The sequence below is a fragment of the Nitratidesulfovibrio sp. 1201_IL3209 genome (assembly GCF_036763125.1).
Lineage (GTDB): Bacteria > Desulfobacterota > Desulfovibrionia > Desulfovibrionales > Desulfovibrionaceae > Cupidesulfovibrio.
Window position 1 is genome coordinate 1 of record NZ_JBAIYT010000020.1, and the last position, 23,242, is coordinate 23,242.

General features: G+C 68.3%; 17 protein-coding genes and 1 pseudogene. 8 read left to right on the plus strand and 10 right to left on the minus strand.

All coding sequences use genetic code 11. The features are described from left to right. Positions 1–72 (minus strand): annotated as a pseudogene (locus V6B97_RS10500) (IS1595 family transposase); the annotation flags it as partial. Between the two features lie 77 nt (positions 73–149). Here V6B97_RS10500 and V6B97_RS10505 point away from each other — a divergent pair. The 4 genes from V6B97_RS10505 (at position 150) to V6B97_RS10520 (ending at position 7,719) form a co-directional block, all read left to right on the plus strand. After that, entirely contained in the window at positions 150–1,961 is a 1,812-nt protein-coding gene (locus tag V6B97_RS10505) for a LytS/YhcK type 5TM receptor domain-containing protein (RefSeq protein WP_333506458.1), read from the plus strand. A gap of 241 nt (positions 1,962–2,202) precedes the next feature. Continuing rightward, entirely contained in the window at positions 2,203–3,606 is a 1,404-nt protein-coding gene (locus V6B97_RS10510; RefSeq protein WP_333506459.1) for a carbon starvation CstA family protein, read from the plus strand. A 673-nt stretch (positions 3,607–4,279) separates the two neighbouring features. Next, a complete protein-coding gene (locus V6B97_RS10515) occupies positions 4,280–5,698 on the plus strand; it encodes a carbon starvation CstA family protein (RefSeq protein ID WP_333506460.1) in 1,419 nt (472 codons plus the stop codon). A gap of 602 nt (positions 5,699–6,300) precedes the next feature. Continuing rightward, positions 6,301–7,719 (plus strand): carbon starvation CstA family protein, encoded by a 1,419-nt coding sequence (locus tag V6B97_RS10520; protein WP_333506461.1) that lies wholly within the window; start codon positions 6,301–6,303, stop codon positions 7,717–7,719. Between the two features lie 111 nt (positions 7,720–7,830). Here the strand turns inward: V6B97_RS10520 and moaA are convergent, their stop codons facing one another. The 4 genes from moaA to V6B97_RS10540 all read right to left on the minus strand — a co-directional run bounded on the left by moaA (position 7,831) and on the right by V6B97_RS10540 (position 11,631). Next, positions 7,831–9,006, minus strand: a complete 1,176-nt coding sequence (gene moaA, locus V6B97_RS10525; RefSeq protein WP_333506462.1) for a GTP 3',8-cyclase MoaA — start codon at positions 9,004–9,006, stop codon at positions 7,831–7,833. A gap of 83 nt (positions 9,007–9,089) precedes the next feature. After that, positions 9,090–9,821 carry a molybdenum cofactor guanylyltransferase gene (gene mobA / locus V6B97_RS10530; RefSeq protein ID WP_333506463.1) on the minus strand — a complete coding sequence of 244 codons (732 nt, stop codon included), beginning with the start codon at positions 9,819–9,821 and terminating at the stop codon, positions 9,090–9,092. Next, complete coding sequence (locus tag V6B97_RS10535; RefSeq protein WP_333506464.1) at positions 9,818–10,696, minus strand: formate dehydrogenase accessory sulfurtransferase FdhD; 879 nt, start codon at positions 10,694–10,696, stop codon at positions 9,818–9,820. Before V6B97_RS10535 ends, mobA begins: the two co-directional genes overlap by 4 nt. Continuing rightward, positions 10,696–11,631, minus strand: coding sequence for a formate dehydrogenase accessory protein FdhE (locus V6B97_RS10540; protein ID WP_333506465.1), 936 nt, complete (start codon positions 11,629–11,631; stop codon positions 10,696–10,698). The genes V6B97_RS10535 and V6B97_RS10540 overlap by 1 nt, the downstream gene beginning before the upstream one ends. 427 nt (positions 11,632–12,058) lie before the next feature. On the opposite strand from V6B97_RS10540, the gene msrB reads away from it, so the two are divergent. Beyond that, a complete protein-coding gene (msrB, locus tag V6B97_RS10545) occupies positions 12,059–12,940 on the plus strand; it encodes a peptide-methionine (R)-S-oxide reductase MsrB (RefSeq protein WP_333506466.1) in 882 nt (293 codons plus the stop codon). Positions 12,941–12,995: 55 nt separating this feature from the next. After that, on the plus strand, positions 12,996–13,295 hold the full coding sequence (locus V6B97_RS10550; RefSeq protein WP_333506467.1) for a DUF5334 family protein: 300 nt from the start codon (positions 12,996–12,998) through the stop codon (positions 13,293–13,295). A gap of 238 nt (positions 13,296–13,533) precedes the next feature. Here the strand turns inward: V6B97_RS10550 and V6B97_RS10555 are convergent, their stop codons facing one another. From V6B97_RS10555 to V6B97_RS10570, 4 genes are all read right to left on the minus strand, one after another. Next, the gene (locus V6B97_RS10555; protein ID WP_333506468.1) at positions 13,534–14,073 is read right to left on the minus strand and encodes a CreA family protein; all 540 of its coding nucleotides are present in this window, start codon (positions 14,071–14,073) and stop codon (positions 13,534–13,536) included. 143 nt (positions 14,074–14,216) lie between these two features. Beyond that, on the minus strand, positions 14,217–15,764 hold the full coding sequence (locus V6B97_RS10560) for a fused MFS/spermidine synthase (protein WP_333506469.1): 1,548 nt from the start codon (positions 15,762–15,764) through the stop codon (positions 14,217–14,219). A 272-nt stretch (positions 15,765–16,036) separates the two neighbouring features. Beyond that, positions 16,037–16,396 (minus strand): TraR/DksA family transcriptional regulator, encoded by a 360-nt coding sequence (locus tag V6B97_RS10565; protein WP_333506470.1) that lies wholly within the window; start codon positions 16,394–16,396, stop codon positions 16,037–16,039. Positions 16,397–17,057: 661 nt separating this feature from the next. Then, positions 17,058–17,183 carry a hypothetical protein gene (locus V6B97_RS10570; RefSeq protein ID WP_333506471.1) on the minus strand — a complete coding sequence of 42 codons (126 nt, stop codon included), beginning with the start codon at positions 17,181–17,183 and terminating at the stop codon, positions 17,058–17,060. A 378-nt stretch (positions 17,184–17,561) separates the two neighbouring features. Here V6B97_RS10570 and V6B97_RS10575 point away from each other — a divergent pair, with 378 nt between their 5' ends. Then, the gene (locus V6B97_RS10575) at positions 17,562–18,107 is read left to right on the plus strand and encodes a Fur family transcriptional regulator (protein WP_333506472.1); all 546 of its coding nucleotides are present in this window, start codon (positions 17,562–17,564) and stop codon (positions 18,105–18,107) included. 260 nt (positions 18,108–18,367) lie between these two features. Then, positions 18,368–19,810 (plus strand): catalase, encoded by a 1,443-nt coding sequence (locus V6B97_RS10580; RefSeq protein WP_333506473.1) that lies wholly within the window; start codon positions 18,368–18,370, stop codon positions 19,808–19,810. A gap of 252 nt (positions 19,811–20,062) precedes the next feature. Here the strand turns inward: V6B97_RS10580 and V6B97_RS10585 are convergent, their stop codons facing one another. Continuing rightward, positions 20,063–22,882, minus strand: a complete 2,820-nt coding sequence (locus V6B97_RS10585; protein WP_333506474.1) for a molybdopterin-dependent oxidoreductase — start codon at positions 22,880–22,882, stop codon at positions 20,063–20,065. Positions 22,883–23,242: the final 360 nt, after the last annotated feature.

The following is a 23,242-nucleotide window of genomic DNA, read 5'->3' on the forward strand; positions in this document are numbered from 1 at the left end:
ATCAATATCGATGCAAAAGCATTCAGCAATTTTTCCGATTTTGTAGCGGCTTAATTTGCTGTTTTTAAACATGATTCTAGCCTATCAGGGCTTGGCCTGATGGTCTAGAGCCATCCTAATTTGGAAACAGCCCCTAGCGAGAGGGCCGCATGGACCCGATACTTTCCCCGCACGTCCCGGAACTGTTCATCACCCTGACCCAGCGCTTCGGCCTGCTGCTGGCCGGGGGCTTCGCCATCATGACCTTCGCCCCGCTGGACAAGGTGGGGCCGGGCCGTTCGCGCCCGCTGTGGGCCACGGCCCTGTTGGTGGTCATGTTCGGCCTGTTCGGCATCCTGGGCACCTACACCGGCAACTTCGTGTTCCAGTCGTTCGCCAACCTGCGCGCCATGGGCGTGATCACCGCCGGGCTGTTCGGCGGGCCGGTGGTGGGCGCGGGGGCGGGGCTCATCGCCGCCGGGCACCGCTACCTCATCGACGTGGGCGGGTTCAGCGCGCTGCCGTGCGGCCTGGCCACCCTCAGCGAGGGGATACTGGCGGGGCTGGTGGCGTGGCGCTTTCCGGACCGGCGGCTGGACTGGGCCACGGCGCTGGCCCTGGGGCTGGTGGGCGAAACCTACCACATGGGCCTGGTGCTGTGGCTGGCCGTGCCCTTCACCGAGGCCGTGGAACTGGTGCGGGTGATCAGCCTGCCCATGATCCTCATCAACGCCATGGGCGCGGCGCTGTTCGTGCAGGCCCTGCGCCTGCAACTGCACTTCCGCGACCTGCGCGACTCCACCCAGGCCCGGCAGATCCTGTCCATCGCCAACCAGACCCTGACCCACCTGCGCTCCGGCCTGACGCGCTCGTCCGCCCAGGCCACGGCGGAAATCATCCTGGACGAGACCCACGTGGCCGCCGTGGCCCTGACCGGGGGCGACATGGTGCTGGCCCACGTGGGCGCCGGGGCCGACCACCACCTGGCCGGATTCCACGTGCGCACCATGGCTACCCGCAAGGTGGCGGAAACGGGCGAACCGCTCTTCGTGCGCGACCGCGAATCCATCGGCTGCCGCCAGCCCGGCTGCCCGCTGACCGACGCCATCATCGTGCCGCTGCGCAAGGGCGGGGACATCCTCGGCTGCCTCAAGCTGTACGGCGTCAAGAACCGCCCGCTGGACCAGACCCGCTTCGAACTGGCCAAGGGGCTGGCCGACCTGTTCTCCACCCAGATCGAACTGGAGGAGATCGGCATCAAGAACCAGCTCATCGCCCGCGCGGAAATCCGGCGGTTGCAGGCCCAGATCAACCCGCACTTCCTGTTCAACTCGCTGAACACGGTGGCCTCGTTCTGCCGCACCGCGCCCGGCCAGGCGCGCGACCTGATCCTGGACCTGGCCCGGTACATGCGCCGCAACCTCGATTCCAGCCGGGGGGCCATTCGCCTGTCCGAAGAACTGGAACAGGTGCGCTCGTACCTGGTCATCGAGCAGGCCCGCTTCGGCGACCGCATCCGCGCCGACATCGACCTGGCCCCCGGCACGGCCGACTGGCTGGTCCCGCCCCTGCTCATCCAGCCCCTGGTGGAAAACAGCGTGCGCCACGGCATCCTCGCCCGCGAAGAGGGCGGGCTGGTGCGCCTGTCCGCCCACGCGGAGGGCGACCACCTGCTGGTGACCGTGGAAGACGACGGCGCGGGCATGGACGACGACACCCGCAACGCCATCCTGGCCCCCGCCGCCAGCGACCTTTCGCCCTACGCGCCCCCCGCGCCTCCGCCCGACCTGCACACCGGCCCGCACCCCGGCCAGACCTGTGCCGACGTCACGGGCGAAAGCCTGAACGACGGCATCGGCGCGCGCAACTGCAACCAGCGCCTGGTGCAACTCTACGGCCCCTCGTACGCCATGCGCATCGACAGCGAACCCGGCCGGGGCACGCGCGTCTCGTTCCGCATTCCCCGCCAGCAGTTGCAGTAGCGCCGGTCAGGACGCCCTGCCGCGTTTCCGCCGCTGTCCACGCGCGCCCCCCGCGCACGGTCGCCAGGGACCACGGACGGCACGACCGCCGCCCGCGGCCGCGCTCCCCACGCCCGCCATTGCCGTTTCCCTCGTTTCGCCCCCCGCACTCCGCGTTGCCATGCGCGGCGGTTGCGGGTATTTTCCACCCGGTCGCCGGCTCCCCGCGACCGGCCGCGCCATCACCCTCCAAGGAGCACCCATGCCGCCCGGGGCATATCTTCTCATAAGCCTTGCCGCCCTCATCTGCGGCTACCTTCTCTACGGCCGCGTCATGACGCGCCTGATGCGCCCGGACAATGCCCGTCCCACCCCCGCCTGCACCATGGCCGACGGGGTGGACTACGTGAAGATGCCCGCCAAGAGCGTCTTCCTCATCCAGTTGCTGAACATCGCGGGCATCGGGCCGGTGTACGGCCCCATCCTGGGCGCGCTGTACGGGCCGTGGGCGCTGGTGTGGATCGTGCTGGGGTCCATCTTTGCGGGGGGCGTGCACGACTATTTCTCGGGCATGCTTTCGGTGCGGCGCGGCGGCCTTTCGCTGCCCGACGTGGTGGGCGACCACCTGGGCGCCTCCATGCGCCGCTTCATGCAGGTATTCTCGCTGGTGGTGGTGGTGCTGGTGGGGGTGGTGTTCGTCACCGGCCCGGCGCGCCTGCTGTCGGACATGACCGCCATACCGGTGATGACCTGGGTGGTGGTCATCTTCGCCTACTACTTCCTGGCCACCATCCTGCCCATCGACGTGGTCATCGGGCGGGTCTACCCCATCTTCGCGGGCTCGCTGCTGGTCATGGCCGTGGGCCTGACGGCCGCGCTGTTCGTGGAGGGGCACGCCACCGGCGCCCCCCTGGCCTGGGCCGCCCCCCCGGCGGACCTGCCCATGTGGCCGCTGTTGTTCATCACCATCGCCTGCGGGGCCATCTCCGGCTTCCACGCCACCCAGTCGCCCCTGATGGCGCGCTGCCTGCCCGACGAACGCAGCGGGCTGCCCGTGTTCTACGGGGCCATGATCGCCGAGGGTGCCCTGGCGTTGATCTGGGCCACCCTGGGCATGGCCCTGTACCCCGACCCCGCGAAGTTGCAGGCCGCCATCGCCGCCGGGGGGCCGGGCAAGGTGGTCAACGACGTCTCCATGGAATTGATGGGCCCGGCGGGAGGCATCCTGGCCATCCTGGGGGTCATCGTGCTGCCCGTCACCTCGGGCGACACGGCCTTCCGCTCCGCCCGCCTGACCATCGCCGACGTGCTCGGCATACCGCAGCGGGAACGCAGGCGCCGCCTGCTCATCGCCGTCCCGCTGTTCGCGCTGGGGGCCACCCTGTCGCAGGTGAACTTCGAGGTGATCTGGCGCTACTTCGGCTGGGCCAACCAGGTGCTGGCCGCCCTGGTGCTGTGGGCGGTGGCGGCCTTCCTGGCGCGGGGGGGCGTGTTCCACTGGCCGGCCACCCTGCCCGCCACCTTCATGACCGCCGTGTGCGCCACCTACATCTGCCATGCCCGCATCGGCCTGAACCTGCCGCTGGCCGCCTCGTCGTGGGCGGGCGCCGCCGCCGCAGTGCTGGCCCTGGCCCTGTTCCTGTCCCGCTGCCGCCGCAAGACCTGATTCCCCCCCGCACGCCATCGGCTGCCGCAAGGAGGAAGCCCGGAAATGCCGGGCTCCCTCCTTGCGGCGGTGCGCTCTCTTCCGTCCGCCGCCGCTGCCCGCGTGCACCCCGAGGCCGTGGCGGCACGCCGCCCCCTGAAACCGCGCGGCGGAGTCCACCTCCGCCGCATTTCTTCTTGCGCCGCCCGGCATACCGCCGGGCGGCGCACCTTTTTTTCCGCCCTGTGCGCACAGCGCATCTCAATGCACCCCCCATGTCCCCCATACCGGCAAATAGACGTTTCACCCGCAAAATACTACATCTCGTTGCCGGATCATTGCCTTACCCATAAAACAGCGTAGTAGAAGCATCATGAAGAAACTCATGCATGAAATTTTCTGATTAATCAGACAATTTCTCTTTCATGAGTGTCATTATATGACGATAAACTGAAAATATGCGTCTGCTTTCCATATTTTTTGAATCACATCATCGTTCATGACTGCATCTATACAAAAATATTTACAAAAAATATTCATGCTTTCAGCATATGACTTGATACTTGAATATTATTTCAATGTATTTAGATAATTATAATACTTCAATTACACGATATTTTCAGTTCATGAATCGCAACTATCATGAAAAACATAAAGACAGACATCTGCAACTTTCAGCAAAAGGAGCACTGAAATGCCATCTGTCATGTATTTTCTGCTCAGCCTAGCCGCCCTGATAGGTGGATACGTCGTCTACAGCCGTGTGGTGGAACGGATGTTCGGCGTTGACAACTGCAGGGCAACGCCGGCCTGCACCATGGCGGACGGCGTGGACTACGTGAAGATGAACCCCAAAAACATCTTCCTCATCCAGTTGCTGAACATCGCGGGCCTGGGTCCGGTGTTCGGCCCCATCCTGGGCGCGCTGTACGGCCCGTGGGCGCTGGTGTGGATCGTGCTCGGCTCCATCTTCGCCGGTGCGGTGCACGACTACTTTTCCGGCATGCTTTCGGTGCGCTATGACGGCAAGTCCGTGCCCGACGTGGTGGGCTACAACCTGGGCAACGGCTTCAAGCAGTTCATGCGCTTCTTCTCGGTGGTGCTCCTGCTGCTGGTGGGCGTGGTCTTCGTCACCGGCCCGGCCAAGCTGCTCGACAACCTGACCGGCTGGGGCCTGATGGTGTGGGTGGTGATCATCTTCGCCTACTACTTCCTGGCCACCATCCTGCCCATCGACAAGATCATCGGACGCATCTACCCCGTCTTCGCGGCCATCCTGCTGATCATGGCCGTGGGCCTCACCGCGATGCTGTTCGTCAAGGGCTACGACTTCTTCCCCGCCGCCCAGTGGACCAACCAGCACCCCGCCGGGCTGCCGCTGTGGCCGCTGATGTTCATCACCATCGCCTGCGGCGCCATCTCGGGCTTCCACGCCACCCAGTCGCCCATGATGGCCCGCTGCATCCCCGACGAGAACTGCGGCCGCCCCATCTTCTACGGCGCCATGATCGCCGAGGGCGTCATCGCCCTGATCTGGGCCACCCTGGGCATGACCTTCTACCAGACCCCCGAGGCGCTCAACGCGGCCCTGACCGCCGGCGGCCCCGGCAAGGTGGTCAACGACGTCTCCATGACCCTCATGGGCCCCATCGGCGGCGTGCTGGCCATCCTGGGCGTGGTGGTGCTGCCCATCACCTCGGGCGACACGGCGTTCCGCTCGGCCCGGCTGACCATCGCAGACTTCCTGAACTACTCGCAGGTGGAAAACGGCAAGCGCCTGATGATCGCGGTGCCGCTGTTCGTCATCGGCGCCGCCCTGTCGCAGGTGAACTTCGACATCATCTGGCGCTACTTCGGCTGGGCCAACCAGACCCTGGCCACCATCGTGCTGTGGGCGGCGGCCGCCTATCTGGTGCGGCGCGGCATGCTGCACTGGATGGCCACCGTGCCCGCCACCTTCATGACCGCCGTGTGCACCACCTACATCTGCTACGCCAAGATCGGCCTGAACATCCCGCTGAACATCTCGACCTGGATCGGCATCGCCGTGGCCGTGGGGTCGCTGGGGCTGTTCCTGTCCAAGCGCAAGGCGTTCGAGGCGTCGCCCGCCTGACCTGCACCCTTCCCGCGACGGGCCATGCGGCATGACGCCGCACCCCGCCCAACGACCAGCCGGCGCCCCGCCTGCATACGCAGGCGGGGCGCTTCGCGTCGGCTGACCGGAAGACACGTTTGCCGGCCGGGCCGGCAAGCCGGACCATGAATGGCCCGCCTCCCCTGGCGCCCAGCCCGCCCGCACCCATCCAGGCGGGAAAAAATACCGTTCGGGAAGGAAAAACGACAAACACGGCGATCGCAGTTGAAAAATTAATCCACAACGTATTACCAACACGCCCATCCAAGACCATCATGGTTCACTTTGCGAAGCGCCAAAGACATCATTAAAAATGCAACACAAGAAATTTTTCAACCATACTGCACAAGAACAAAAACAAACAATGCGTCATAAGAACATTCATAACTGTCACATACTTTCTCTATGCACTCCAATAAAATCAAATCGGTCAACAAAAATACAACGCAAAAATAAAAAAATAAAACATAATATATCATGCATTACACACATCACAAACGCTAAACATCGCAAAAACGGGCTGCAAGGACATTCCGTCAACGCACGACAATGACACGGCGGAACAACGAAAGGAGAAGACCATGCCTTCGGTAATGTACTTCATCATAAGCGTGGCAGCGCTCATCATCGGCTACATGGTGTACAGCCGTGTGGTCGAGCGGTTCTTCGGGGCCGACAACTGCAAGGAGACCCCGGCCTGCACCATGGCCGACGGCGTTGACTACGTGAAAATGTCTCCCGGCAAGATATTCCTCATCCAGTTGCTGAACATCGCGGGCCTGGGGCCCGTGTTCGGCCCCATCCTGGGCGCCCTGTACGGCCCGTGGGCGCTGGTGTGGATCGTGCTCGGCTCCATCTTCGCGGGGGGCGTGCACGACTATTTCTCGGGCATGCTTTCGGTGCGCTACGCGGGCAAGTCCGTGCCCGACGTGGTGGGCTACAACCTGGGCAACGGCTTCAAGCAGTTCATGCGCTTCTTCTCGGTGGTGCTCCTGCTGCTGGTGGGCGTGGTCTTCGTCACCGGCCCGGCGGCGCTGCTGGCCAGCATGACCGACTGGACCCTGCTGGTATGGGTGGTGATCATCTTCGCCTACTACTTCCTGGCCACCATCCTGCCGGTGGACAAGATCATCGGCCGCATCTACCCGCTGTTCGCCGTGATCCTGCTGATCATGGCCGTGGGCCTCACCGCCATGCTGTTCGTCAAGGGCTTCGACTTCTACCCCGCCGCCCAGTGGACCAACCAGCACCCCAAGGGCCTGCCCCTGTGGCCGCTGATGTTCATCACCATCGCCTGCGGCGCCATCTCGGGCTTCCACGCCACCCAGTCGCCCATGATGGCCCGCTGCGTGCCCGACGAAAACTGCGGCCGGCCCATCTTCTACGGCGCCATGATCGCCGAGGGCGTCATCGCCCTGATCTGGGCCACCCTGGGCATGACCTTCTACTCCAGCCCCGAAGCGCTCGACGCCACCCTGGCCGCCGGCGGCCCGGGCAAGGTGGTCAAGGACGTCTCCATCTCACTGATGGGGCCAGTGGGCGGTATCCTGGCCATCCTGGGCGTGGTGGTGCTGCCCATCACCTCGGGCGACACCGCCTTCCGTTCCGCCCGCCTGACCATCGCCGACTTCCTGAACTTCTCGCAGGTGGAACACGTGAAGCGGCTGGTCATCGCGGTGCCGCTGTTCGTGGTGGGCGCCATCCTGTCGCAGATGAACTTCGACATCATCTGGCGCTACTTCGGCTGGGCCAACCAGACCCTGGCCACCATCGTGCTGTGGGCGGCGGCCGCCTACCTGGTGCGGCGCGGCATGTTCCACTGGATCGCCAGCGCGCCCGCCACCTTCATGACCTCGGTGTGCACCACCTACCTGTGCTACGCCAAGATCGGCCTGGGCATGCCGCTGAACGTCTCCACATGGATCGGCCTTGCCGTGGCCGCCGGATCGCTGATCCTGTTCCTGTCCAAGCGCAAGGCGTTCGAGGCGTCCCCGGCGTAACCGGAACCGCCCGTTCCATTCCGGAAAAACGCGAAGGCGGGGTCCGCAAGGGCCCCGCCTTTTCGCCGTCCGTCGCCAGTTGGAAAGACGACGGGAAAAACGATGATTCGCCTACCCGCCGATGGCGCTCATGCGGCGATTGGCCACGGCGGTGCCGCCCTCGCACGGGGCGTTGGGCAATTCCTGTCCCGCTCCGCGCAGTTCGGCCAGCTGGCCTGCGCGCACCCTGGCCAGCAGCTGGTAGCCCAGGGGCTTGCGGCGGTTGGCCAGGCGCAGCACCGTGCGCACCGCGTCCATGCCCAGTCTGGGGTGGCGCAGCAGCGGACGCAGGCGGTATTCGCGGTCGGAGAACAGGCAGGTGCGCAGCCGCCCGTCGGGGGTCACGCGCAGGCGGTTGCAGTCGCCGCAGAAGTGGTCGGACAGGGGCGTGATGAGCCCGAAGCGGCCCAGCCCACCGGCGATGCCCCACAGCTTGGCCGGGCCCTTGCGCCGCTCGCCGGGGGCCAGGGGCACCAGGTCCGCCAGCCGTTCCGCCGCCGACAGGATGTCCGGCGCGCCCCAGAACTGGTCTTCGGTCCAGTTGGTGCCGCCGCCCATGGGCATGAATTCGATGAACCGCATGTCAACAGGATGGGTTCGTGCAAAATCGAGAAAGGTTGCCAGTTCGTCGTCGTTGACGCCCTTCAGGGCCACGGCGTTGATCTTCACGGCCAGGCCCGCGTCCAGCGCGGCGTGGATGCCCTCCAGCACCAGGGGCAGCATGTCGCGCCCGGTGGTGGCGGCGAAGCGGTCGCGCCGGAAGGTGTCCAGCGAGATGTTCACCGTGCTCACGCCAAGGCCGCGCAGTTCGGCGGCGTGCGGGGCCAGCAGGGTGCCGTTGGTGGTGATGCGGATGTCCAGCGCCGGGTGGCGCTGGTGCAGCATGGACACGAACCCGGTCAGCCCCTTGCGCACGAAGGGTTCGCCCCCGGTCAGACGCACCTTTTCCACGCCCTCTTCCACGGCCACGTCCACGATGCGCGCCATTTCCTCGTAGCGCAGCACGTCGTCGTGGGGGATGAAGCGCATTTCGGTGCAGCCCCAACAGTACGAGCAGCGCAGGTTGCAGCGGTCGGTGACGGACAGGCGCAGATAGCGCACCCTGCGGCCGTGCGCGTCGGTCAGGCTGGCGCGGTCCGCCGCCGCGTCCCGAGCGGGACCGGGCGCAGAGCAGGGCGCGGCGATACCGGAGGGGGCGTCAGCGTCTGTGGGCATAGCGTCCGGGGTCATCACGGGGGTTCTGGTCATGGCATTTCCGGTCACGGCGGCGCCGTGCATGACGTTTGCCGGGGAAGGCCCGTGCGGCGCCCCCTGCCCGGACGGCGCACCGGTTACGGCGCGCCGATGATCCGCCGGGCCATCTCGAGGTCGGCGGGATAGTTGATGTTGAAGAACGGCAAGGCTTCGCGCACCGAGTAGGGAATGTGCTCGCGCAGGTCCGGCGGCACCACCCGGCTCAGCTTGCGTTCCCCGTCCTCCAGCGCCTGCCGGAACAGCGGCAGGGCTTCGAATTCGTACACGGCCACCAGCGATTCGATGAACCCGGTCTCCACCTGCCGGAAGGTGGTCATCACCGTGCCCGGCCGCCGCATGGTCCGGTGGACCAGCAGCCGTTCCAGCACGGCGCGCTCCATGAACGGCAGGTCGCACGACAGCACCAGCACCGGCCCCTGCGCCACGCGCAGGGCGGTGATCACCCCGCCGAACGGGCCCATGCCCTCCACCTCGTCGTTGAGGCGGTAGCAGGGGCCGTCCACGCCCGTTTCGGCCACCGGGCAGGGGCGGCCGCTCCGGCAGGATATCCAGACCTCGCCGGTGACGGAGCGCAGCAGCTTCGCCGTGCGGGCCAGCAGGCCCGGCGCGGTCTCGCCGTGCAGATGCAGCCGGGTCTTGTCCTGCCCCAGCCGGGTGGACAGCCCGCCCGCCAGCACCACGCCGATGACGCCGTGCGCGGCGTCCCCGTGGGCTTCGGCCACGGCCACGTCCGCAGACGCGCCGGGAGCGGCGTCCGCCCCTTCCCCCGGCATGCCCGCCGCGTGCTCCGTGACCCGGTGGCGACTCATTCCAGCACCCTGCCCCCGGCATCGGCGAACACGGTGAAGCGCTCCTCGCGGTCCCGCGCGAAGCCCACCAGGGTCACGCCCTGCTCCGTGGCCATGTCCACCGAGGCGGTGGTCACGGCCGAACGGCTGACGATGAACGAAAAGCCCGCCCTGCGCGCCTTGGCGAACAGGCTGGCCGTCACCCGCGCGGAAACCAGCAGCAGCCGGGGGGCCAGGTCCACCCCTTCGCGCGCGGCCCAGCCGGCCAGACGGTCGATGCAGTTGTGGCGGCCGATGTCCTCGGCCCGGCGCAGCAGGCGGCCCTGCACGGGGTCGTACACGCCCGCGCGGTGGAAGCAGCCGGTGCCGTCCCACAGTCCTTCCTCGCCCATGAAGGCCCGCATGGCGTCCAGCAGGACGGCGGCCCGCATGGGCACGGGCGGCTGCGACGCCGTGGTGGCGGACGGCTGCGGCGCGGAGGCGGGAGGCGACGCGCGCAAGGCCACGCGGAAGGCAAGGGTGCCGCCTTCACTGGCGTCCACGCTTGCGTCCGTGCCGATGCCGGTCACCGTGCCCGCGTGGCGGATGCCCCACGCCCCCGGCTCCTGCCCGGTGACGGCGGGGTGCACCCGGTCCAGCAGCACGTGGCCCAAGGCCAGGTCGGCCAGGCCGTGCGGCCAGGCCCACAGCCGGGTGGCCCCGGCGGCGATGCCCGCCGCGTTCGCATCACCCGATTCCGGCCGCCATTCCACGCGCACCGGCACCTCGCGGCTCAGCACGTCGTCCACGTCGCCCCAGGCCGCGTCCTTGTAGCGGCGCACGGAAACCTGGCGCGGCATGGCCCCTTCGGCCCTGTCTGCCCCATCTGGCAGTTGCGTCGCGTCGCGCCCGCTCATCAGAACCCCCAGGCCGACGCCGTGGGCCGCGCGTAGCCCTGCTGGCGCGCCACGATGTCCAGCGCCAACGACTCCAGGTCGTCCAGCACCGGGATGGAAATGCGATCGAACTCGCGGAAGTCCGCCACCTTGATGTAGCCCTTGCACGATTTGCAGACGTGCACCTGGAAGCCGGGCTCGCCGTCGGCGGTGAAGTATTCGAGATTCTTCGACTCGTTCTCCAGGCAGAACGGGCACTGCAACCGCTTGGCGCGGTATTCGTGGCGGCAGAACGAGCAGGTGTGGTGCAGCGCCCCTTCCTTGCCCACCAGACGGCCCACCAGCGGCGCGCTGCCGCACACCGGACAGTGGCCGTGCTGCCAGACCACCGGGGTGGCCCCCGGCTGGTCCGCGCCCGTGCGGCGGGCGTGTTCCGCCGCCACCGCCGAGGCCAGCGCCTCCACCGAGGGCACCACGCTGCCCATGGCCAGGAAGCGCACCAGGCTGGGTGCGTCGTTCAGGCGCAGGGCCCAGGCGTCGAACCAGGCCACGTCGTCGCGCAGGGCCGCGTCGCAGGCGTCCTCCACGGCCAGTTCGCCCTTTTCCATGGCCTCGCGCACCACTTCGGCGGCGGCTCCCAGGCTGCCCCCGGCGGCGCGCATCATGGCCAGCAGGCGGCCGAAGGTGGCCGCCGTGCGCGCCCGGTCGTAGGTGAAGGCGTCGCGCTGGAGCAGCGGCGCGCCCTGGGCGTGGGCCTCGGGCGTGGCCAGCCCGGCGGCCAGTTCGGCGGCCAACCCGGCGGGCAGGTCCGCCTGCGCGGCGGCGCGGGCCTCCATCTGGATGGCGGCGGTGCGCGCCACGATCTCCAGCAGGGCGTCGGGGATGTATTCCTTGCTGCGCAGGGCCTTCAGCTTGCCCTCAAGGCGTTGCAGTTCGCGGTCGAAATCGGCGGTCATGCGTTCTCCTGAGTGGAACGTGAAGGGGGTGCGGTCCCGGCGGACAGTGCACCCGTTGAAAATCACCCTAGCGCCCTTGGCGGCCCCCTTCAATGACCGGGGTTCCTGCGCAAGGTCTTGCACCGGACCGGCTCCGCTCCGGGTGGTCCGTCTCCGGTCCGGAAGGTTACGGTAACCATGTTCCGCGCCCCTGTGAACCATCCCGGCGCATTTCCCGCCCGGCACGCGACGAAACGCCCCGGCCGCATGCGGCGTCGCCCGCCTGTCCGTCTTGACACGCCCTCCGCAGGCTCTACCTGTTTCGGAGAGGCCCGCCCCTTCCAGGAGTATGTCACCGGTCCGGGAGTACGTCACCGGTCCGGGAGTACGTCACCGGACCGCGCGCGGGCATCCGGAGGCGGCGCACATGCGCCGCCGGGAGGTCGCCATGCCCATTCCACGTTTCAGCGCGTTTCGCGTGTGCCGCTCGGCGGCGGGTCGCGTTTGCCGCACGCCGGGCGCCCTGCCCCGCCTGCTCTCGCGTGTTGCCGCCCGCTTGCCGCACGCCCGGCGGCCCCGCCCCGAACATCCGGAACCGGCGGAACCGGCGGCCCCGCCCGCACCACGCGCCGGATACCGCCGCATTCGCGGACGAGACGGCCTGCCGGACCTGCTGTGGCTGGTGCTGGCCGTACTGTTGTTCGCCCTGCTGGCCGGGCAGCCGACCTTTGCCGGGCCGGATGCGTCCGGTGTGTCAGCCACATCCGGCACATCGGGCACATCCGGCCCATCGGGCACCGACGCCGCAACCCTCCAGACGCAAGGCTCCGCCGCCCCCGGCGCGCCAGGGGCCACGGGAGATACCGCCATGACCGCACCCGCACCATGGCAAGGTTTTGCCAAACCCGCGGACAAGGAACTGCGCACCCGCCTTACCCCGCTACAGTACGAGGTCACCCAGAAGGAAGGCACCGAACCCGCCTTCCGCAACGAGTACTGGGACGAAAAACGCGAGGGCATCTACGTGGACGTGGTCTCCGGCGAGCCGTTGTTCCTTTCGTCCGACAAGTACGATTCGGGCACCGGCTGGCCCAGCTTCACCCGGCCCGTGGACCGGGACGCGGTGACCGAACACGTGGACCGCACCCTGTGGATGGTGCGCACCGAGGTGCGCAGCCGCATCGCCGGGTCGCACCTGGGGCACGTGTTCACCGACGGCCCCGCCCCCACGGGGCTGCGCTATTGCATGAACTCGGCCGCGCTGCGGTTCGTCCCGCGAGAGGCCATGCAGGCCGAGGGATACGGGGATTTCCTCAAAATGCTTCCGTAACCACGTGGGACAATAGGCACTTGCCGCCCCGTTCCGGCTCTGCTACACGGGCCGGATGAAGCACACCATCCGCCCGCTCGTCCGCCCGTTCGCCTTGGCCGCGCTGCTGTCCCTTGCCCTGCCCTGCGCCGCCATGGCCTGGGACGGTTTCGACACCGAATCGGGCCATCTCGTGGAAGTCGATGTGGATGCCGTGCCCATGCGCGGCGAGATCATCGACGTGTACGACTGCGATACCAAGGAGACGGCCACGCTGATGGTGGACGCCGTGAAGAACAACGCCCGCACCGTGGAGATCACCGTGCGCGAGTCCGACACCGGGCGCACGCGCATCCTGGTGATGGAAGCCCGCTAGGGACTGCTTCCAAATTGTCCTTTCGCCCGTTGGGCGCAAGGCGCGGTTCTGACCGCATGCAGTGAACATTTCAAAGGCCGGGCGTCGTCGCCCGGCCTTTGGTGTTGCGCTTGCCCGCCGCCGTGCGACGCCCCTTCCCCTCCCGCCCCCCTGCCCCCATGCCCGTGAACGACGAAAGGCCCGCCGCTTGCGCGACGGGCTTTTTTTCGCAGGTATGGCCGGATAAGGCGCTACGGCCCTACGGCCGCACGGGCACCGTGGAAACGGAGTTGTACGGCGAGCCGTCGATGATCTTGCGGCTTACCGCCAGGTAGACCAGGGTGTTGCGCTCCTTGTCCCACAGCCGGGTGACCCGGGTGGCCTTGAAGAACACCGAGGTCGATTCCTTGAACACGTTTTCCTTGGCGGGCAGCTTGTCGGGAATGACGATGGTCCCGGTCTGGCTGCACGAGACGGAGAAGTTGGAGGGGTCCTCGGCCAGGCCCAGGCTGCCGCTGATGCCGCCGGTCTTGGCCTGGCTGATGAAGCACGACACGCCGGGAATGCGCGGGTCCTGGAAGGCGAAGACGCACACCTGATGGTTGGCGCCCAGCAGCTTCCATTCGGTGGTCACGCAGCCCACCTCGCTGTCGTCGGCGCGCGCGGGCGCGGCCAGCGCCAGCATGCCCAGCAGCAGAAGCAGGACGACGGAGGCAAACAGGACGGAGGAAAGGGTGTCGTCGCGGGTGGCGGCAACGGCCACGGCGCGGGGGCGGACGGTGCGGGTACGGGGGTGCATGGCGATGCTCCTTGGGCTTCGTGACGTCGGGTGAACGCAACCAGCTTTCAGGATAACGCATCCCGCGGATGATGCAAGGCCGGGGACGCGGCAAGGCGGGCGTCCCGAACCCGCAGGGGCCGTTTCCGGACTGTAGGGTATCCCTACCGCCAGCGCACCAGCCCCAGCGCGTAGCGCTCCACCGGGGCGTATTCGTCGGTCAGGGGGGGCACGCCGTCACGGGCAACATCCGGCAGGTTCAGGCGGCGGGCCAGCATTTCGCGCACCTCCGGCGTCAGGAACGCGGCGGGCACCTCCGGCAGCCCCGCCACCGGGCGCGCCACCAGCATCAGGTTCTGCACGTAGTCCGTCGAATCGGCCGTGGCCACGGCGTACGCCCGCACGTCCCCGAACGACGCGGCAAAGGCCGCGCGGATGGCCCGGAACAGCCGCCCGTCCTCGCCCCCGGCGGCGGAGATGATGTTCATGACCACGGCCCCGTCGTCGGCCAGCAGCGCGCGCATGTGGCGGGCCGCCTCCACCGTGCCCACGTGGAAGGGCACGGAGTAGTATGAGTTGAAGATGTCGGTGAAAATCAGGTCGTAGCGGCCGTCGCCGCCCTCTTTCCCGCTTGCGCCCGCCCCGATCCGCGCCGCCCGCCGGTTCAGGAAGGCCCGCGCGTCCTCGTGGAAGATACGCAGCCGCGCGTCGTCCGCAAGACCGAAGTGGCGGCGGGCCACCTCGGTCATGCCGGGGTCCAGTTCCACCACGTCCACCCGCAGTCCCCCGGCATCCAGCCCCGCCCGGCCCGACAGCAGCCACTTGGGCACGGAATACCCGCCGCCGCCCAGCATGAGCACCCGCTGCGCGCCGGGCGCCAGCGCCGGGCCCAGGGCGTAGAAGCGGGTATACGGCAGGGCCAGTTCGGCCATGTCGTCGGGGTAGGCGGCGGACTGGTAGCGGCCGGGGTCCGTGGCCAGCAGGCGCAGGGGCCGCCCGGCCTGGGTGGCGTCGTAGACCCGGATGTGGTTGTACGGGGTCTCGGTCACCCGCACGCCGTAATAGCGCTCGGCAAAGGCGGCGTAGGCGTGCGAGGCCCAGGCCAGCCCGCCCACCCCGGCCAGCAGGGCCAGCCGGGCCAGCGGCGCGCGGGGGTGGGCCAGCAGCGAGGCCCCCAGCAGGCAGGCCGCCACCCCGTGCAGGATCAGCGTGCTGCCGAACCACGAGACCAGCACCATGCCGCCCAGAAAGGTGCCCAGGATGCTGCCCGCCGTGGACACGGCGTACAGCCGCCCCACCACCGCGCCGGAGGTGTCCATGTCCGACAGGGCCAGCCGCACCACGTAGGGCGACACCATGCCGCACAGCACGCCCGGCACGGCGAACAGCACCACGGCGGCCACCACGGCGGCCACGTACAGCGAATCCAGCCCCCCGGCCACCCAGCCCACGATCCTGCCGTGCGCCAGGGCCACGGCCAGCACGGAAAGCGCGGCCCCGGCCAGGATGCGCGACAGGGTGCGCCGCGACAGGGTGCGGTCGGCCAGGCGGCCGCCCAGCCAGTAGCCCGCGCTCAGGCTGGCCAGCACCACGCCGATGAGGCTGGTCCAGACGATGACCGAGGTGCCCAGGTGCGGGGCCAGCAGGCGCGCCCCCACCATTTCGAGCACCATGACCATGGTGCCGGACAGGAACATGATGGCGTCGAGCATGGGGCCTCCTGAAGGGGCGGGAATGGGAGGGATGGCGGAAGCGCGGGGATGCCGTGGTTCCGCTGTAACAGGGGGCGGGGCGGCGAGGCAACGCCGGACGGGCGGGAAATGCGGGACGGGCAGGAAAGGCGGAGGCGGGGGCGGTTCCGCGCAACGAAACGGAAGGCCGTCGCGGGCGCGGGCGCGGCCGCCCATGCAAAAGGGGCCCCGCCAATGGCGGAGCCCCTCGCAACAATGCCCCCGGCGGGGGCTCCGCGTGCGCGGAGCCCCTATCAGAACACCACGGGGCGGGCCTGCGCGCCGCGCTCTTCGCGCGCGGACATGCAGTGCACGCAACGGGTGGTGGTGGGCACGGCCAGCAGCCGTGCGGCGGGAATCTCGTTCCCGCAGTCGTCGCAATAGCCGAAGTCCTCGTCGTCCAGCCGTTCCAGCGTGGCGCGCAGCACCTGCAGGCGCGCCTCGGTGCGCTGCTTCCACGAACGGTAGGTCATGCCTTCCACGTCGGGCAGCCCTTCGGGATCGCTGGCGTCCTCCACGCCCTGCAGGCCGCGCCAGCGGTCCAGGGCTTCGCGCAGGTCGCGGATTTCCTGCTTCAGTCTGCGCCGTACCACGGCAATGGTTTCTTCGCGCATCTCGGTCCTCCTTCGGCGCGGCCCGGCCCTGCCCGCGCGGTGCGCGAGGGGCGGCCATGCGCCGGATGCCCCTTGGGGCCAGTTGGGTAAATGGGGTAAGTGGGGTGAAAGAAAAGGCCCCGTCTACCAGGGTGGTGGACGGGGCCGCGTGTCGCGTGTGCGTGCGGAATGCTGCCGCTATGCGCCCCCCCCTGTCCCGGTGACGCGTTCACCACGGGCAAAGGACCGGTCGGAGCCGGTGAATGCGGTGGCGCGGACGGAAAGGGTGACGAAACGCATGGGAGCTTCCTTGTTCATCTGCTGGTGACGAAGTGCGTCTGTTTCACGAAGAAAATTTTTCGGACGCAACGGTTTCAATATACATCATCCTGCGGGCAATGCAAGCCCCGGTGCGCAACGTTTTTCCGGCGTCGCGCCGCTCCGCGCCGGTTTCGCACAACAGCATGAATTATCTTGCGTTCGGATGGGCGCGCAGTACACCTGCCCGCCCGACTTCAACCGGACTGCCAGGGCCGGAAGCCAGGAACGAATGGCGTGACCGGTTGCCGAAGCCGGCACGTCGCCCCGCGCGGCGCGCTTCCCCGCCCCGGAAAAAACGGAACGCGCCGACCGGCCACCAGGGCCGATCAGCGCGCACGCCCGGCGTGGGACGCCGGCTGGCTCAGCGATCCTGCGTGGCCGCGAAGGGCGCGGATGCGGCAGCGCCGCGCGCGACCTCGTTCTGCGCATGGACGAAGGTGAACAGGGCCGAGGTGAGAATGATGATGGCCAGCAACAAGTACCTCATCGAACGGACATCCTTCTGCGACGGTTGAAGGTGGCGAGGCGCGGCGCACAGGACGCCCGCCGGCGCAATACGGTCCCCGTTGCTAGCGCTATAGTCCGGGACGCCCTGTCACGCAAGACAAAATGCGTTTTTTTCCCGCATGGTGCAAAACATTGCGCAATGAGATGGCGGCGTCACCTTCCGCCATTGCCGAACGCCCGCGCGCACGCGTGCCCTGCCCCGCCCTCATGCCCTCGTTGACAGCCCCACCTCCCCGGAATATCTTTTATCCGCAAACAACCATTTTCCCTTTGGCGGGCCGTTGCGGGTCGGACCCCGGCCCGTTCCCGGCACCATACCGCAACAACCGGTCCGGCACCGCAATATCTGGAACCCCGCATGGACAACCACACCCGCCTCGCCACCCTGCTGGACCGCCTGCGCGACAACGGGCACCGGCTCACCCCCCAGCGCGTGGCCATCATCCGCGCCCTGGTGGAGCACGACGGGCACCCCACGGTGGAACAACTGCACCAGGCCATCCTGCCGGACTTTCCCACCACCAGCCTGGCCACGGTGTACAAGACCATCGCCATGCTCAAGGAGGACGGCGAAGTGCTGGAACTGGGCTTCGGGGAACTGGGCAGCCGCTACGACGGCAGGCACCCGGAGCCCCACCCCCACCTGATCTGCACCCGCTGCGGCGTCATAGCCGACTATCCGCCGCAGGGGCTGGACGAACTGGTGGCGCGCATGGCCGCGGAAACCGGCTTTTCCGTGGACACCCACCGCTTCGACATGTTCGGGCTGTGCCCGGCCTGCCGCGCCAAGGCCGGACGCCCCCCAAGCGAGGCACGGGATGAGGCGCGGAACGAGGCACAAGACGGGGCACGGGACGAAACGCGGGCCGCCGTCCCCTGCGCGGGGCGCCACCGCCCCTGCTGACCGCCAGCCCGCGTCATCATGCCGCATGACCGGTACCCCCCTGCGGAGTCCGGCCGCGTCCCGACCGCGCCCAATCGCGCATCCAGGCAACATACCTACGTTTTCAGTGTTCTTTCACAAAAAATCAGGCCCGGTCTCGCCGGGCCTTTGCATTTTCGTTGACAGATTCCCTCTCTCGTGGATAATGATTATTACAAAAGTATTTTTATCATCAATCACAACACCCTTCCCCCAACAGGCCACCCCAACAGGAGGATCCCATGACAAAGCAAAAGCTCACCACCAATGCGGGCGCCCCGGTACCCGACAACCAGAACGCCATGACCGCCGGGCCGCGCGGCCCCATGCTGCTCCAGGACGTGTGGTTCCTGGAAAAGCTGGCCCACTTCGACCGCGAGGTGATCCCCGAGCGGCGCATGCACGCCAAGGGGTCCGGCGCGTACGGCACCTTCACCGTCACCCACGACATCACCAAGTACACCAAGGCCAAGCTCTTCTCGAAAATCGGCAAGAAGACCGACCTGTTCGTGCGCTTTTCCACCGTGGCGGGCGAACGCGGCGCGGCCGACGCGGAACGCGACATCCGCGGCTTCGCCGTCAAATTCTACACCGAGCAGGGCAACTGGGACCTGGTGGGCAACAACACCCCGGTCTTCTTCCTGCGCGACCCGCTGAAGTTCCCCGACCTGAACCACGCCGTGAAGCGCGACCCGCGCACCAACATGCGCAGCGCCAGGAACAACTGGGACTTCTGGTCCTCGCTGCCCGAGGCGCTGCACCAGGTCACCGTGGTCATGAGCGACCGGGGCATTCCCGCCACCTACCGGCACATGCACGGCTTCGGCAGCCACACCTTCAGCTTCATCAGCCCGGACAACAAGCGTTACTGGGTGAAGTTCCACCTGCGCACCCAGCAGGGCATCAAGAACCTGACCGACGCCGAGGCCGAAGCCATCGTGGCCAAGGACCGCGAAAGCCACCAGCGCGACCTGTACGACAGCATCGAGCGCGGCGACTTCCCCAAGTGGACCATGTACGTGCAGGTCATGCCCGAAAAGGACGTGGAAAAGCTGCCCTACCACCCCTTCGACCTGACCAAGGTGTGGCTCCACAAGGACGCCCCGCTCATCGAGGTGGGCGTGCTGGAACTGAACCGCAACCCCGAAAACTACTTCGCCGAAGTGGAGCAGGCCGCGTTCAACCCCGCCAACGTGGTGCCGGGCATCAGCTTTTCGCCCGACAAGATGTTGCAGGGCCGCCTGTTCTCCTATGGTGACGCGCACCGCTACCGCCTGGGCGTGAACCACCACCTGATCCCGGTCAACGCCGCGCGCTGCCCGGTGCACAGCTACCACCGCGACGGGATGATGCGCGTGGACGGCAACCACGGCAGCACCCTGGCCTACGAGCCCAACAGCTACGGCGAATGGCAGGAACAGCCGGACTTCGCCGAGCCGCCCCTGGCCATCAAGGGCGACGCCGCGCACTGGAACTACCGCGAGGACGACGCCGACTACTACGACCAGCCGGGCCGCCTGTTCCGCCTGATGACCCCGGAACAGCAGGACGCGCTGTTCCAGAACACCGCCCGCGCCATGGGCGACGCGCCGGAAGAGATCAAGCGCCGCCACGTGGGCAACTGCGCCAAGGCCGACCCGGCCTACGGCGCGGGCGTGGCCAAGGCCCTGGGCCTGAAGATGTAGCGCGCAGTCCGCCCGGCCCCACCGGCCGGGCGCGCACCATGGCTCCGGAGGCCCGGCGGTCCGGCGGCGCAGGCTGCATCCCGCGCCCGGCGGAATGCCGTCCGGAGTATCCGTGATGCATCCGTTCCTTGATGCATCCTCCTGTCCCGCGGGCCATCCCTGCACGGCCACGCGGAAAGGCCCCCGGCTGACGCCGGGGGCCTTGTGCGTCGTGCGCGCGCACGGCGCGCACACCATGCCGCCGGGGCGGCCTCAACGCTCTTCCCGCCGGGCAAGGGCCAGCCACGCCGCCGCCACCTTGCGGCAGAACGCCTCCGACCGCTCCACCAGCAAGGGCAGGTCGCGGGCCAGGTCCTTGAAGTACGCATCGTCGAATTGTTCCCGGCAGGCGGTGTCTTCCCCCATGCGCTCCTTGCGGAATATGTCCACCCAGTCCTCCACGATGGCGGAATCCGCCTCCAGATGGAACTGGAACCCGTACGAGGCGTTGCCGATGCGGAAGCACTGGTTGCGGCACCGGTCGCCCCGTACCAGCAGGGTGGCCCCCTCCGGCAGGTCGAAGCTGTCCTCGTGGAAGGACATCAGGCGCGGCAGGGGCAGCGCAGAGGACAGCGCAGGCCCCAGCACCCGATCAGCCAGGCCCGCGTCGGTGGGCGTGAAGGCCACGAAGCCGAACTCCGGCGCGTCCATGGTCCACGGCCTGCCCCCGTGGGCGCGCGCCAGCAGCTGCGCCCCCAGACAGATGCCCGCCACCGGCCTGCCCGCCGCGTCGAAGGCGCGCAGCATGTCCATCAGGTGCGGGAAATGGGGCGAGCCTTCGTCGTCCCAGCAGTGCTGCGGACCGCCCAGGACCACCAGCGCGTCGTACCCGGCAAGGGCTTCGTCGAGAGACGGCAGGGTGTCCCCCGCCGCAGGCAAAACATCACCATGCCCCGGTCGCAGGGTGGTCAGCACCGCGCTGCAGCGCGCCAGTTCCTTGCAGAAGTTGCCGCAGGGGGCATCGTCGCTGTGTTGCACCACCAGCACGCGCAGGCCGGTCAGCCCGTCGTCGGGCCACGGGGCCACCCGCACGCAGGTCTCGTAGTACGGCGTGCCGCGCCCCACCCTGCTGGACAGGGCGCGGGTGAGCAGGTTCAGCCCGTGCCCGGCCTTGTTCCAGCCGCCCCGCTCGGCCACCAGGATGTCCGGCCGCTGGCCGTCCCCGGTGCGCAGGACGGCCTTCACCGCGCCCACCGCGCTTTCCACCCGCACCACCGAGCCGTCGGCCAGGCCCAGGCGGGCGGCCTCGGACGCGGCCAGCGCCACCTCGGGCAGGGCGTCGTGCTCGGCCATGGTGCGCTCGGAACAGATGTACCCGTGCGGGGCGATGGTCAGCAGGCGGTAGGGGTAGTCCGGGTCCGTCGCGCCGAGCCCGGCCGGGTCGAAGTCGGTCATGAACCGGAACCTGCCGGACGGCGTGGGAAAGGTCCTGTCCACGTAGGGCACCATGGGCGCATCCAGCCGGAAGGCCCCCCCGCGCAACGTCTCCGGCGTGCAGCCCTGTGCCCATATGGGCGCGCACAGGTCGCGCAGCCATTCGTCCACGCCGCGCCGGAACCTGTCGGCAAAGGGAAAGCGCGCCGCGAGGTCATGAAACATCATGAATTCCGGGCGGCACTCGCCCACCGGCTCGATGGCCCTGTTCACCGGCCCCACGTAGTTGTGGCCGTAGCTGGCCATGACGTCGTCCTCTTCCAGAAAGGTCGTGGCGGGCAGGAACACGTGGGACAGGTCCGCCGTGTCGTCCATGAAGTGGCCGGAATAGACCACGAATTCCGCCGTGCGGAAGGCGCGGGCCACGGCCCCGGCATCGGCCGCCATGCAGGCCGGGTTGCCCGCCGTGACCATGATCATGCGGATTTCCGGATCGCGCGCCGCAAGGATCTCGCGGCCGATCTCGGGCAGCAGCAGGGTGCGCCGGGGCGGGTTCAGCCCGTCGCCCCAGTACTGCTGATCGTAGGGGCCGTATTCCTCGAAGCCTTGGCTCACCCCGCCGCCCGGCACGCCGATGTTGCCGCTGATGGCCCCCAGCGCGTCCACGGCGCGGATGGACAGATGCGCCGCCTCGTGCCGGTGCATGCCCCAGCCCAGCAGGATGGCCGTGGGACGCTGGCGCAGCATCATGCGGGCCAGAAATTCCGCGTCGGCCACGGGTACGCCGCAGCGGACGCACAGGTCGTCCACCGCGTACCGTTCGAGAATGCGCAGGTATTCGGCCGCGCCCTCGGCATGGCGATCCATGAACTCGCGGTCCTCGCCCCCGGCGCGCAGGATCAGCCTGGTCACGGCCATGGCCAGGAAGGCGTCGGCGCCCGCGCGGGGGGCGATGTGCCGGTCGGCCAGCGGAGCCGAGCGGTTGCGGGCCGGGTCCACCAGCACCACCGTGGCCCCCCTTTTGCGGATCTCGCGCAGGATCGGCACCAGGCTGATCTGGGTGGACGCCGGGTTGCGGCCCCACAGGATGAGCGAATTGCTGTTGTGGTGGTCCAGCGGGTCGTGCGAGACGCGCTGGCCGAAGTCGAGGTTTTGCGCGCCCTGCCCCGCCCCGCCGCACAACGAGCCGCGCAGGGTGGTCACCCCGCCGAACAGGTTGAAGAAGTAGCGGTTCAGCAGCTTGAGCGCGGTGCGTTCGCCGTAGCCCTGATAGTACAGGATGGCCTCGGTGCCCGATTCGTCGCGGATGGCGGCCATGCGCGCGGCGATGCGGTCCAGCGCCTTGTCCCACGTGGCGCGCCGCCAGGGCTGGTGGCGGTGGTCGCGCACCAGCGGGTGGACGATGCGTTCCGGGCTGTACACCCGCTTCACGTAGCGCTGCGCCTTGACGCAGGCCCTGCCTCGCGTCAGCGGGTGGTGCGGGTCTCCCGCCAGCCTGACCAGGCGGCCGTCGCGCACGGTGGCCACAAGGCCGCAGCTGTTGGGGCAGTCGCGGGTGCAACTGGTGATGATGCGTTTCTCGCCGGAGGTCTCGCCGTCCTCATGGCCGGAAGCGCGCCCCGAAGCAGCGCCGCTGGCACGGACTGATGTGCGGATCATGTCGTTCCATCCCGTGGCGCAACCCCCGGATGGCGGCCCGAAGGCCGGAACGGGGCGTGCCCTGCCGCGCGCCCGCAGTCCCGTTCATGGCACAGCCCGCCCGGCGGGGCAAGCGGCCCCGTGCCCCGCGTAGCCGCCCTCTCCTTCCCTCCGGGCGCCCGCCACCCGTCCGCACCGCAGCCGTCTGCCCGCAGCCGTTCGGGATGCGCCATCCCCTTGTTAAGGGAGCGTCCCGGCGCTACAACCATGACGGCGCCCGCGCTGTCCCGCGCGCGGGCATCAGCGCCGTCACCATCGTCATCATAGTCATCATCCACATGGCGGGCCGCCCGGCCACGCGCCGCGCCCGCAAACCATACA